The organism is Streptomyces sp. NPDC008121, from assembly GCF_042957155.1.
GTDB lineage: Bacteria > Actinomycetota > Actinomycetes > Streptomycetales > Streptomycetaceae > Streptomyces.
In genome coordinates this window covers 1-12,147 of sequence record NZ_JBIBHT010000017.1, presented here as the reverse complement: position 1 = coordinate 12,147, position 12,147 = coordinate 1, and the positions used below count along the sequence as shown (strand labels likewise).

9 protein-coding genes and 5 pseudogenes are annotated in these 12,147 nt (G+C 64.5%); 8 read left to right on the top strand and 6 right to left on the bottom strand.

Translation table 11 applies throughout. The annotated features are described in order from the left end of the window. Nucleotides 1-184: 184 nt before the first annotated feature. Nucleotides 185-568: a hypothetical protein gene (locus ACFZBD_RS32730; RefSeq protein WP_391146842.1), complete on the top strand. Its 384-nt coding sequence runs from the start codon at nucleotides 185-187 to the stop codon at nucleotides 566-568. Nucleotides 569-754: 186 nt separating this feature from the next. On the opposite strand, the pseudogene ACFZBD_RS32725 reads toward ACFZBD_RS32730, so the two are convergent. Continuing rightward, nucleotides 755-964 (bottom strand): annotated as a pseudogene (locus ACFZBD_RS32725) (transposase family protein); the annotation flags it as partial. A 113-nt stretch (nucleotides 965-1,077) separates the two neighbouring features. Between ACFZBD_RS32725 and ACFZBD_RS32720 the strand changes: the two are divergent. Then, a pseudogene (locus tag ACFZBD_RS32720) lies at nucleotides 1,078-1,719 on the top strand (transposase family protein); the annotation flags it as partial. Nucleotides 1,720-1,799: 80 nt separating this feature from the next. Here ACFZBD_RS32720 and ACFZBD_RS32715 read toward each other — a convergent pair. Beyond that, a complete protein-coding gene (locus tag ACFZBD_RS32715) occupies nucleotides 1,800-2,237 on the bottom strand; it encodes a hypothetical protein (protein ID WP_391146839.1) in 438 nt (145 codons plus the stop codon). Between ACFZBD_RS32715 and ACFZBD_RS32710 the strand changes: the two genes are divergently transcribed. Beyond that, the gene (locus tag ACFZBD_RS32710) at nucleotides 2,236-3,381 is read left to right on the top strand and encodes a winged helix-turn-helix domain-containing protein (RefSeq protein WP_391146882.1); all 1,146 of its coding nucleotides are present in this window, start codon (nucleotides 2,236-2,238) and stop codon (nucleotides 3,379-3,381) included. The two genes, ACFZBD_RS32715 and ACFZBD_RS32710, sit on opposite strands and share 2 nt — an antisense overlap. Here the strand turns inward: ACFZBD_RS32710 and ACFZBD_RS32705 are convergent. Beyond that, nucleotides 3,356-4,000, bottom strand: a complete 645-nt coding sequence (locus ACFZBD_RS32705) for a response regulator (protein ID WP_391146837.1) — start codon at nucleotides 3,998-4,000, stop codon at nucleotides 3,356-3,358. The genes ACFZBD_RS32710 and ACFZBD_RS32705 overlap by 26 nt on opposite strands. 413 nt (nucleotides 4,001-4,413) lie before the next feature. Then, nucleotides 4,414-4,758 carry a YbaB/EbfC family nucleoid-associated protein gene (locus tag ACFZBD_RS32700; protein ID WP_391146833.1) on the bottom strand — a complete coding sequence of 115 codons (345 nt, stop codon included), beginning with the start codon at nucleotides 4,756-4,758 and terminating at the stop codon, nucleotides 4,414-4,416. Nucleotides 4,759-5,273: 515 nt separating this feature from the next. Between ACFZBD_RS32700 and ACFZBD_RS32695 the strand changes: the two genes are divergently transcribed. From ACFZBD_RS32695 to ACFZBD_RS32675, 5 genes and pseudogenes are all read left to right on the top strand, one after another. Continuing rightward, nucleotides 5,274-5,426: a helix-turn-helix domain-containing protein gene (locus ACFZBD_RS32695; protein WP_391146831.1), complete on the top strand. Its 153-nt coding sequence runs from the start codon at nucleotides 5,274-5,276 to the stop codon at nucleotides 5,424-5,426. Between the two features lie 193 nt (nucleotides 5,427-5,619). After that, nucleotides 5,620-5,724 (top strand): winged helix-turn-helix domain-containing protein, encoded by a 105-nt coding sequence (locus tag ACFZBD_RS32690; RefSeq protein WP_391146829.1) that lies wholly within the window; start codon nucleotides 5,620-5,622, stop codon nucleotides 5,722-5,724. Nucleotides 5,725-5,806: 82 nt separating this feature from the next. After that, a pseudogene (locus tag ACFZBD_RS32685) lies at nucleotides 5,807-6,336 on the top strand (transposase). A 1,353-nt stretch (nucleotides 6,337-7,689) separates the two neighbouring features. After that, nucleotides 7,690-7,870, top strand: a pseudogene (locus ACFZBD_RS32680) (transposase); the annotation flags it as partial. Between the two features lie 444 nt (nucleotides 7,871-8,314). Beyond that, nucleotides 8,315-9,655 (top strand): cation:proton antiporter, encoded by a 1,341-nt coding sequence (locus tag ACFZBD_RS32675; RefSeq protein ID WP_391146827.1) that lies wholly within the window; start codon nucleotides 8,315-8,317, stop codon nucleotides 9,653-9,655. 1,326 nt (nucleotides 9,656-10,981) lie between these two features. Here the strand turns inward: ACFZBD_RS32675 and ACFZBD_RS32670 are convergent. Both ACFZBD_RS32670 and ACFZBD_RS32665 read right to left on the bottom strand, forming a co-directional pair. Continuing rightward, nucleotides 10,982-11,182: pseudogene (locus ACFZBD_RS32670) on the bottom strand (integrase core domain-containing protein); the annotation flags it as partial. 19 nt (nucleotides 11,183-11,201) lie between these two features. After that, nucleotides 11,202-12,016 (bottom strand): IS5 family transposase gene (locus ACFZBD_RS32665; protein ID WP_391146879.1). Its coding sequence is split into 2 segments (ribosomal slippage): nucleotides 11,202-11,656 and nucleotides 11,656-12,016, totalling 816 coding nucleotides; the frame shifts between segments, so codons are not numbered across the junction. Nucleotides 12,017-12,147 lie beyond the last annotated feature (131 nt).

The following is a 12,147-nucleotide window of genomic DNA, read 5'->3' as shown; positions in this document are numbered from 1 at the left end:
CGGCGGTAGCCGGGTCCGATCGTAGGGCCGTTGGGCGGAGCTGCTGCGGCGCAGCGACTGTGCACCATTGCCAGGTGCGGCGAAGCCATCCGGCGCTGCGTCACGCCCTGTATGCGAAGGAGTATGTAAGTTGGCCAGAAAATGGACTGTCCTAGCGGCCGCGTCCGCGGTAGCGGTTCTCCTCATGCCCGCCGGCCAGGCGGCCGCATCAGCGCCGCCCGCTGCGGCGCTGCCGACCGCTCCAGCGGGCACGCTGGAGCAACAGGCGGACTCCTATGTGTATTTCGGGCTGGTGCGCAACTCCAGCGGCACATGGGACGGTAGGCCTGTGTTCCTGCTTACGCCGGAAGCAGAACGCAGCGGTGAGGGTGTCTACTTCATGGTTTCTGCCGGTTCTGGCGAGGTGCTGCGCCGCAGCCTCGACCCCACCGGCACGGACCCCTCGGACTGGCGCCGCGTCCACTTCTCCCTGCCGCGCGGTGAACAGGCTGTCTGGATCAAGTTCGGAGACCCCGCTATCCCCGGTGCAGCACAGACGGTTGCGGGAGTCCTCGCCTGCGGCGGCTGACCGGGCGGGCAGTCCGCATTCGCGGTGACATGCGCGCTTCCGCCCCTAGTGTCCTGAGTCGGTAGTTGGCTTATAGTTCATGCATGACTCGTCCTGGTCCGAAGCTTGCGCCGCTGAACCTGACAGATGACGAACGGGTCGAGCTTGAACGCCGGGTGCGGCGGCGTAAGGGGGCCCAGGACATTGGACACAGGCGTGAGCGGTGCCCACGCTGATCCCCAGACCGGCGGCAATCTGTGTGAGCGTGTGGATATTGCGCAGGTACACCAGCGCGGCCAGGGCACGCTGGGACGGCGGTAGCTTGCACCGGCGGTCACCCTCGCGGGTGACGATCAGCATGGTGACCCACTCCACGAGCGCATGCGGGACGTCGAGTACGGCACGATAAGGAACCAGCGGAGCCCCAAGGCTGAAGAGTTGAGCTTAGACACCTTGCTCAACAGCCCTGGGGCTCCGCCCGTTCCACAGCCAGCCTCACGTCACCCGATCGGTGGCCACTCTGAAAATGCTCACTGCTCACGCTGGTCCACCTACGCAAGAACGAGACGTTTGCCCAGCTCGGCGCCGGGTTCGCGATATCGCAGGCCACCGCCTGGCGCTACGTGGACGAGGCCCTGGAGGTGCTGGCTTCCTGGGCACCAGGCCTCCACGAAGCCCTCACCGGCCTCGGTGAGGGCGACCACGTCATCGTTGACGGCACACGGATCCCCACCGACCGCGTCCGCGCCGATCAGCCGTACTACTCGCAGAAACACAAGAAGCACGGCATGAACGTGCAGGTCATCGCCCGCCCGGACGGCACACCCCTGTGGTTCTCCCGCGCGACACCCGGCCGCACACATGACCTGACCTCAGCCCGCGCCCACGGCATCGTTCAGGCCTGCCTGACCCGGCAGATCCTCGTCCCCGCGGACCGCGCCTACCAGGGCGCCGGCGCCACCTTCCGCACCCCGTACTACCACCACAGCGAACAGCCCGAGCGCTACCAGCAGTTCAACCGCGACCACGCTCGACTCCAAGCACCCGGCGAACGCGCCTTCGCCCGACTCAAGTCCTGGCACATCATGCGCAGAGCACGCTCCTCCCCCCGCCGAACCAGCCGCACCGTCCAAGCCATCCACGTACTACTGACCTGCGACTATTCAGGATGAAAGAGGCTCACTCAGGGGAAAGCGGCCCGCGCGTCGTCGACTTCCCGGCAGGCCGGGCATAGAAGAATGCCACGCCCTCTTCAGCTGCGGAGGTAGAGACAACCGACCGCTGAGGTGTTGGTGCTATAGAAGGCGCGGCTCACACCGGCGGCTAGAAGGGCTTGCTGACACCGCGCACAAGGGCGCGCCAGAGCAGACCCGCCGAAAGCGTTGAGACGGCCGATGTAAATGGACAGACCCGCCGCATCCCGCACTCTGCGCAGGGCGGCCTCTTCGGCATGAAATGTTGCATGCCGGAAATCGATAGTCGGGCGGTTCCTTGGAATATTAGGAGAGCAGGAAATAATCCGTCGTCCGCCCACCAAGATGGCCCCCACTCGATAACGGCATTGAGATCTTTTGGCTTCTCTCAATGCGCGTTGAATTAGTCGGCCGATTCCTCCGGTGTCGTGCAATATAGAGTCGCCTGCTGTAAGGCCGACTCCTCCTCCGCGGTGATATCGATCTGTGCCGGGCATGTTAGGTCAACCATCTCGAGGGGAACTGCTAAACGTCCACAGGACGCACCCATCATGGGTACGCCTGTTGCGACAGCTACTCCCCACCCTAGTAATCTGTTGGGGGTCAGTAGCCAGCATCTCTCATACGGTAGTTGCCTGCCATCCTGCAAGCGGACTCTCCTGGAGCCCGGAGAGTGTCCATCAAGAGGATGAAGAGGTGGGTCTACTCGGGCTAGTGCCCCCTCCGCCCAGCACCCAGCACCAAACCCGGAGATCGGTCGAGCCAACAGGAGCAAATGGCCTCCTCCATACGGGTCGCCCAGCTCGAGATCATAGTGCATCCTTTCGCACATGGATAAGGAGGACTTTCTCTGCTCAGATGGAGTGTCCACTGCTAGGTGCGATTATTATGAGGGAGGAAGACAGCGTGGCGCAGCTGCTTCTTATAGATCACGACGTCTCGGAGAGCTCTCGACTCGCCACATTCCTTGAAGGGCAGCGCCACGAAGTTCGAGTGGCACACACAGGATCTGAAGGGATCACGCTAGCCCTGACAGGAAACCCGCAAGTCATCCTCCTCGACCTCGCTTTGCAGGACTGCAGCTCTCTCGCCGTCTTGAAAATGCTGAAATCTGCTGGCCCTGTGCCAGTCATTGCGTGTGGAACTGAGCGGCAGGTGGTCGCAGGCCTCGGGGCGGGCGCAAATGGGTATATGCGAACGCCGTTCTCAGCAGACCTAGCGGCTGCTGTTATCAAGTCAACACTGTCAGCTTGCGAGCCGACAGGCGAACCGGCGGAACTCACAGTTGGTGATCTTCACATTGACATGCGCGCTCATTGCGCCACTCTCAATGGCCGACATCTCAATCTTCGCCCAAAGGAATTTAGCCTGCTATCCTACCTTGCCCGTCACGCCGGTCGGGTCGTGAGCAAGCAGGAGCTGATCAGCCATGTATGGGGAAATGCCTTTGGAAGCACCGCAAAGACAATCGATGTGCATCTCTCGTGGTTGCGCCGCAGGCTCGGAGAGTCTGCGGCTCGCCCTCGGTATCTCTACAGCGTTCGCGGGGTTGGAATAAAGTTTAGCGTGCCAGGCTGCACATACAGGCGCTCTGCAACCCACTCCAGCACGTTCTCTATTCCAGCATCCCACCACGCATAGCTACGGCAACCGCGGCCGCACGATCCGATACACCAAGCTTCTCGTAAAGACGCTGCACGTGGGTCTTGACCGTGCTAGTACTGATGAACAGGTCGCGCGCAATCTTAGGGACACTGTCACCCTGCGCGAAAGCACGCAAAACCTGCCTTTCACGCTCGGTTAGAATTGGCGTGTCACTCTTTGCTCGCATTCTTATCTCGCTTGCAAGATGGCCAGCTAGCTCCGGAGGGATCACGGTGTGACCTTTAGCTATCCTTAGTACCGCGTCCAGTATCTCGGCCCTCTGAGCATCCTTAGACAGGTAGCCGGCAGCGCCCTCTTGCATGGCCTTGAACACGACTGAACTGTCTGTCACAGCCGAGAGGAGCAAGACCCGCGTTCGCAGCTTGTCACGCGAAACAGCATGCACTATGTCCAGGCCATTGAGACGCGGCAGCCGATAGTCGATTACCGCAACGTCTGGATCCTCCTTGACGATCGCCTCGAGCGCAGCGGCGCCGTCCTCTGTCTCAGACATAATTTCAACCTGCCCGCTGAGGTTGAGGCTTCGCGCGATGCCTTCCCGGTAGATCGGGTGATCGTCCGCCACCACTACAGTGACCTTCTTCGGTTGTGTCACCTCGACTCAGTCCCCTCAAATCATCAACGAATAGTGTTATGTCAGGAGCGGAGGGGCCACATCATGCACAGTGGCCGTCGCTACCGAGATTTCTTCTTTCGCCCGGTCTCCGCTGCCGCCAGCAGCTCGACGACGAGCCTGGGCAGTCTGTTCTGCCGCCTGCCTTTCCCCGCGTCCGCATCCGCATCCAACAACGGTGACCACACCGATATGTAACCGCGGGGGTCCTCCAATCAGAGGACATCACCCGGTGCCAGAAGTCAAGCCAGGAGCCGATGCGCGACCACTCGTGAGCGCTCGACTCCACTGCGTGGAGGACCAAGAGTCAGTCTCGGAAGTTCAGGGAGCAGGGCGTCAGCGATGAAAGCAAGCACAGCTGGTCTTAGACTACGGAACTGTGTTGCATACCTGCGCTACACCCCTAGAGAGAGCGCCGTCCGCTGCAGCTCGGCAAGCTCGCGATGAATTGGAGCGAGCAACTCCGAGTGGGCCGCCGTGGCTGCAGTCGAAGCCTTCCGTATGGCGGAAAGAATCTCTTGGGAAAGAGCCGCATCGCTAACTGCCGCGCGATTGATCCGCAAATCGGTCAAGCCGATCAGGCCGTTAACTCTGGCCACCACGGCGCCTCCGGCTGAGGTTGCAACAAATTCTCGACACGACATCTGGTGCTGCACACTGCGCAACTCTACCTGCAGTCGCTGCATACCGCTTAATGCCTGCAAAAGGCGGCTGGGCGGACTATCGTATACGCTTGCCATTGTGTCTCCCTGTCTGATTGTAGCTTGCGGCCTGCCCCTGGCATCAATATCGCAACCACTCGGCAGCCCCCTTCTTCTTTGTATCTGAAACTGGACGGACGCGACATCCCTCCAATCGACCTACATCGCGGTGGAACTAGTGTTGCCTCCCCGTAGTTGTCGCCACGAATGTGTCCCCGATCGAGTCGGTGCTCACTGCGGCTCCGCCCCCGGCCCAAACCCCTGACCCGACAATGTGCCGCTCCGTGCCCGTCAGCCCCAAGTGGGAGCAGCCAAGGTCTGTTTCACTGGCGCCAAGAGACTGCGCCGCGTGTCCGTCAGCGCTCTCGCTCCTCGATGCATCATTGATCGGAGGAGCACAGACCCCCTATAGGGAGCCGACACAGCCCTCCTCCGATCGGGGTGCATCTGAGCAGCGATTGGCTACTCCTCTGGCCTTCAGGGCGGCTACTGACCTTGAAGTCGTCTTGTCGCAGGGGGCTGACGGTTGGTGATCGTCGCGGTATGCCAGGTGTATGAGGTATCCGCAGGGTGGGGGTCTGACCGCGGAGAGGCAAGCGTTCCGCGAGCGGATCCGGATGGAAGCGGTTGCACTGTTCGTCGATGGGCGGGGCAGTACGGAGATCGCCAGAGAGTTACGGGTCAGTGTCCGGTCGGTCCAGCGGTAGCGGCAGGCCTGGAAGGCAGCCGGTCAGGTCGGGGTCCGGTCCCGCGGCCCGGCGTCCCGTCCGAAGATGAGCGAGGCGTTGTTCGCCGTGCTCCACAGGAGTTGGCCAAGGGACCGGTTGGCACAGCTAGCCGGACCAGAGGTGGACGCTGGCCCGGATCAAGACGCTGATCGGACGGCGGTTCCATAACAGCATGACGCTGTCGGGCATCTCGCAGATGCTGCGCAGGCACGGCTGGAGCCACCAGGTGCCGGCCCGCCGTGCCGTCGAGCGTGACATGGAGGCCGTGGCCGACTGAGTGAAGGAGGTGTGGCCGCACCTGGAACCACCGCGGCGGCTCTCGGGCCTGGATCGTCTTCGAAGACGAGGCCGGCTTCTCGATGACGCCGCCGGCCCTCCCGCACCTGGAGCCAGCGCGGCACCACACCCGTCATCCGGGTCCGTGGCCGTTCCCAGCGCCGCTTCTCCATCGCGGCCCAGTGCTGCTGCAAACCGGGCGAACGCTCCCGCCTGATCTACCGGCCCAAACGGCAGACCGATCACAAGAGCGACGGCCGCAAGAGCTTCGCCTGGACCGAGTACCGCGACCTCCTCATCGCAGCCCACCAGCAGCCCGGCGGGCCGATCGTTCTCATCTGGGACTACTTGAACGTCCACAAAGACCGGCGGATGCGCGAGTTCATCGACGCCCATGAATAGGTCGTGGCCTACCACCTGCCGCCCTACGCACCCGACCTCAACCCCGTCGAGGGCATTTGGCCGGTACTCCGCCGGACCAGCCAGGCCAACACCGCCTTCGTCGACCCCGACGACCTCATCCGCCGACTACGACCCGGTCTTCGCCAGATCCAGTACCGAAGCGACGCTCGACGGCTGCCTCGGCGCGACCGGCCTCACCATCACGACATGACGCCTACAACCTCAGTAGCAGAGTGCCGACGGCGGGTGTTGTAGCGGGTCAGCCGGGCGAAGACGGTACTGCGACAGGCGTCGGCGTCGCCGTAGTCGTGGGCGCTCTGGAGGATCTCGCGTTTCAGGGACGCGTGGGAAACTCTCGCAGGCCGCGTTGTCGGCACTGGTGCCGACCGCGCCCGTCGACCAGGGCCACCCCGAGCTGGTCGCAGAGGCCGGCGAAGGCCCGGGATCCGTACTGGACACCATAGTCGGAGTGGAAGACTGCGCCGTCCAGGCCGCCTCGGGCCGAAGCGGCCATCCGCAGTGCGTTGGCGGCCAGAGCCTGAGCTGTGGCCGGCCGTGGACCAGCCGTCGACCATGCGGCTGAAGTAGTCCAGCACGGTCGCGAAATAGAGGAACGCCCCGTCCGTGAGCGGAAGATACGTGATGCTGCCCATGTACCTGCGCCCCGCCCAGGTGGCCGTGAAATCCCGCTGGCACAGGTCCGGGACCGGTGAGGTGGCCGGGTCCGGGACCGTGGTGCGCAGGCGCATGCCGGTGATGGAGAACGTCCGCCGTATTCAGGCGACCCGCTTCTCGTTGACCCGCCGCCCGAGCTCAGCCCGTCACGTGCGGGTAGCCGTAGCAGCCGCCGGGCTCGCCGTGGATCTCACGGATCTCCTGGGCCAGGACCCGGTCTTGTACTGCCGGGCGGCCCGCGCTTGGGCGTCGGCGAACCACTTGTGGGAGCTGGACCGATTCACGTCCAGGACCTGGCAGAGCCGCTTCACCTCGTAGGTGTCCCGGTGGCCGTCAGGGAACTGGAAGCGAATGGTCACCATTTCGTCCCTCCGGCGAGATACCTGGCCGCCTTGCGGTGGCGGGCTTGCGCTCACTTGCCTCAAGTGCGGCCACCTGCGCCTCCAGATGACGGACCCGCTCGCTGGGATCAGCGGACAGTGTCACCTTCCGGGCCTGGGCAGCCGGCTTCGCAGCCGCGGCGGTGAGGCCACGGCGGTCGCGGTCCCGCAGCCCCCCTCGCGCAGGGTTGGCCGGTTGATCCCCCAGGTCAGCGGCGATGCTCTTGTGCGTCGCCCCGGGTGTGGACTCGTACAGGGCCACCGCATCGGCCCTGATCTCCTCCGAGTGGTCCTACAACGCCATCGGCGGTCTTCTCGCTTCCTCCGGATCAAGCAGATCCAGTGTCAGCGTATCCACAACGCGAGGCCGCCCCAGGGACGCGGCCGCCCTGACATTGTCGTCGGAGAAGACGGTCACCGAGCCGCCACGGATCCGGGCGTGAGTGACGGCTGGTCAGCCCGTACGAGGAGCGACGCGAGACACCGGCGAAGGAGGCGAAGGAGGCTTCCGAGGGTGTTTCGATGACGTCATGCTGACCCGCTGCGAAGCGGTCAGGCGGGACGCCCGTGGCCGAGCTGCGCGAGTTCGGCCACGAGGGCGACCACGTGCACCTGCTCGTGCACTACCCGCCGAAGACCGCTCTGCCCAAACTGGTCAACAGCCTGAAAGGCGTCAGGTCCCGCTACTTGTAGCCGAATACACCAGCTGTATCCACCACACCGGGACGGGCTCGGTGGTCTGGGCGCCCCGTACTTCGCGGGCTCCTGCAGCGGGGCGCCGCTTCCGGGATCACTTCCCGCCCGGCCTGAAGGCCGGGACTCCTAGCGGCGAAGATCAGGGGATGGGGCCATGCGGGTGACCGCGCCCTTCTTAATGGGCGCAACTTCTGTGCGGCGCGCGTAGCCTGCCGCCACCGGCATCTCCGTCTTTGAGGAGCGCATTGTGACCTCTCGCCGTATCCAGGACATCGGCTCCTCTGGCGAGGCGAGTGAAACTTCTGAGGTATCCGCCGATGTTCTGGGCGGTTCCCGTGGCGTCTACAGCCTCCGCAGCTGGGATTTGGGGCGTCCCCCGAATATGCCGACGATTTCAGGGACGTTCTTGACTCTCCTGGGTGACCGCACCCAGCAAGCATGGAGCCGGATATCGGTAATCCGGCGCCCCACTCGATCGCCGACGCGCTGGCCACGCCGTCGGCCCACTCGCCAGGAGCGGTCGCAGGCCTGTCCTGCTCCGCTCGGGCCTTTTCGAAAGCGCGGATGGTTTTGCTCGCCGTCACAGTCATCGCCAGCATCCTGTTCGCCTGGTGCACCCTGGCACACCGACTCGCCCGATGGAGCATCACCGCGCCGATTTCCATGATAATCGCAGGAATCGCCCTCACCAGCGGCTCGAACCCGCCGCTCGCCTTCGACTTTGGGGACATGGCGGGCTTCGAGCACGCGGTAGAGGTTGTCCTCGCCCTCCTGCTATTCGTCGACGCGATTGAGGTGCCCGCAGGGGTCATCCGCCGGGAGCGGGCAGTCGCCGCCCGCCTCCTTGTCGTCGCGCTGCCCCTTACCCTGGGCGCCGCCTTCGCGATCGCGCTCGCACTCTTTCCGGGTCAGCCGGGATGGGTTCTCGCGACGCTGGCGACGGTCATTATCCCGCTTGACCTAGCCCCCACGGCGGCCGTCGTGCGGGACAAGCGCATTCCGGCCCGCTTGCGGCGGGTGCTCAACGTCGAAGGGGGACTAAACGACGGGGTAATTGCACCCGTATTCCTGCTCTGCGTCGCCGCCGCCGAGCCTCACACAGCCGAGATGAGCTACGCCGCTGTCGCCCTAGACGCCATGAAGTCAGTAGCGTGGGCCATCGCAGCCGGGTCACTTATCGGCGGTGTCGCTGGATGGCTGCTGTGGCGCTCCTGCGTGAAGGGCTGGATGCAGCGCCCTGCGACGGGACTCGCTGTGCTGAGCGTGCCCATCGCTGCGTACACGTTGTCCGCGGCTTTAAACGGCAACGGTTTCGTTGCCGCGTTTGTAGCCGGTGTCTGCATCGCGCCGGCGATGCGTCACCTCACTGAGAGTGCATACAACACGACCGATGATGTAGTCATCCTGCTGACTCTCGCGCTTTGGTTTCTTTTCGGTCAGATTATCAACGACCAATTCCGGAACGGCTTTAACTTGTCCGTCATTCTCTACGCTCTGCTAGCGGTCACCCTGGTTCGCTTGGTGCCAGTGGTGGTTGCACTGGCCGGCACCGACCTCGTGTGGAGCGACCGGCTGTTCCTCGGCTGGATGGGGCCGCGCGGAATTACATCTGTGGTCTTCGGGATCCTCGCTTCGATCGAACTGCGTGAGGCGGAAGGTGGTTTTGTCTTTCAGGTAATAGTGATCACTGTCATGACCAGCATCCTGCTGCATGGCCTAACGGCTGAACCCGTCAGCCGCCTCTACGCCCGCAGGCGCCCTCAGAGCGAACCGCACTGATGCCCACAAAGCCGCCTCGACATCGCGTGTGCCAGCACCTGCACTCCTCCGCAAGAGCACGGCAGAACCCGAAGCGGTGGCGTTTGCGGAGTGTCGTGAAGCACTGAGGTTTCCGGGTTGCCATCGGATGGTGCGGTTTAGATCCTTGCGGTTATGCCGGTGGGATGCGGTATCCGGAGGGTGGAGGCCTGACCGCTGAGCGCCGGGCGTTTCGTGAGGGTCTGGTTGCAGGCCGGGCAACGCTTCGCGGCGGGTGAGAAGACTGCGGGACCGGACCTGCGGGTGAGTGTGCGGTCGGTGGAACGCTGGCGCCGTGTCTGGTGCAAAGGCGGTATTGAAGCCCTGCGCTCGGCCGGCCAACTCCCCGATGGTCACTGAGGCCCGGTTCACCGTGCTGGAGGAGAACTCGGCCAGGATCCGTCGGCGCACGGCTTCGAGGACGAACAATGGACTCCGACCCGGGTCCACACGGTGCTCCGCCGCCGTCTGCGAGTGAGCCTGCCGGTGGCGGCGGTGTCCCGGCCGCTGAAAACGGCACGGCGCGTCCTGGCAGGCACCCCGCCCGCAGAGCACTCGAGCGTGATGAGCACGCGGTGGAGCTGTGGAAGAAGGAGGTGTGGCCCCGGGTAAAGACTCGCGGCGGCGTCCGGTGCCCGGATCGTCCTCGAGGACGCCGCCGGTCACCCGGACCTGTGGCCAGCGCGGGCACACTCCCGTGAGGCGCGTGCGTGGCAGGTCCCGCCGCCGGACCTCCATCGCCGCGCTGTGCTGCTACAGATCCGGCGAAAAGAGACGTCTCATCCCGCGGCCCCCTCACCACCTCCTCCTCAAGGGCCTACGCAAAGGCCTCTCCTGGAAGGACTAGACGGTCCGTCCTGGGAGGACAGGGTGCGGTTGAGGCGTTCGACCTTGCCGTTTGTCTGGGGCCGGTAGGACCGGGTTCGTTCGCGGGCGGTCCCGGCCGCTGCCAGGACGTCGCCCCCATCGCGGGAGCGGTAGCAGGAGTCGTTGCCGGTCAGGACGCCTTCGACGGTGATGCCTGCCGGAGGTGAAGAACGCCTGCGCCCGGGTCGAGAACGAGTGAGCGGTCTCTGTCTTTTCGTTGGCGAGGCTCTCCGAGCAGGGAAGGCGGAGTAGTAGTCGACGGCCGTGCGCATGCAGCTGTACGGCGTTGGCACGGTTCCTGCGGCCGGCCTGGCCGCCGAGGACCTTGTGGCCACCGCCGTGGGGGCCTTGACCCCGAATCCTGGACACGGGTTATGCGGCTTCGGCCAGCGCAGTTGATGTTGTGCGGAGTGCTGTCTCGTAGGCGATGGGGCTGCGGTGTCAGAGGCGGGAGTGACGTCGTCGGGTGTTGTAGCGGTTCAGCCACCGGAGGGCGTCGAGGCGGGCCTCGCGCTCGCTGGGCCAGACCTTTCTGCCCTGGAGAGTCTCGCGTTTGTAGGTCGCGTTGAAGGACTCCGCGAGCGCGTCGTCCGCGCTGGACCCGATCGCTCCCATGTCCTGGATCACCCCTGCTGACCTGCAGGTTCTGTAAGACGTCGTTTCACTTGGTGAGTCGTCGGTAGTTGATGAGGCTGGTGGCGATGGCTGTGAAGGCGAGGAAGTGTTCGGGCTTGCGTTCGTAGCGGCGGTGGAGCCGGCGGCAGCCGGAGAGCCGGGACATGGTCCGCTCGACGGCCCATCGGTGGCGTCCCAGACGCTGTGAGTTCTCCACACCACGCCGGGCGATCCGTGGTGTGATTCCCCGGCCGCGGAGCCATCGCCGCAGGTGGGGATAGTCGTAGCCCTTGTCACCGTGGAGCTTGTCCGGGCGTCTGCGGCGCGGTCCGCGGCGACTGCGGACCGGCGGTATGGAGGCGACGAGCGGCTGAAGAGCGAGGCTGTCGTGGGTGTTGGCCGCGGAGATGGCGACCGCGACCGGCAGGCCCGACCGGTCGGTGACGAGATGGATCTTCGATCCGTTCTTGCCACGGTCGGTCGGATTCGGTCCTGTCAGGAGCCCCCTTTGAGAGCCCGGACACTCACCGAGTCGATGGCGAAGCGGGACCAGTCCAGGCGTCCCTGGGCACCGAGTTCGTCCAGGATCACCCGGTGGAGGCGGGCCCAGACGCGGTCCGCGCTCCAGCGGGCGAAACGCCGGTAGACGGTCGACCAGGCCGGCCCGAACACCGGCGGAACCTGCCGCCACGTGCAGCCCGACGTCGCCACGAACACGATCGCCGCCAGACACTCACGGTCCCCCGACCGCCGACGCCCGCCCCCTTGCGGACGTATCACCACCGTCTCGGGCACCACCCGCCGGAACAACTCCCACAACTCATCAGGCACCAACCGCTCAGCAAGACTCGTCATGCCCAGCACAACGACCCACACCGCCAAAGGAAACGAGGTCTAAGAGGGCGTTTGAGGTAGGTGGATTGCCCTTTGATGCCCTAGTACGTCCCTCGCCAGGTGGGGGTGGTTTCGCCTGTTATGCGTTTGGTGAGGTT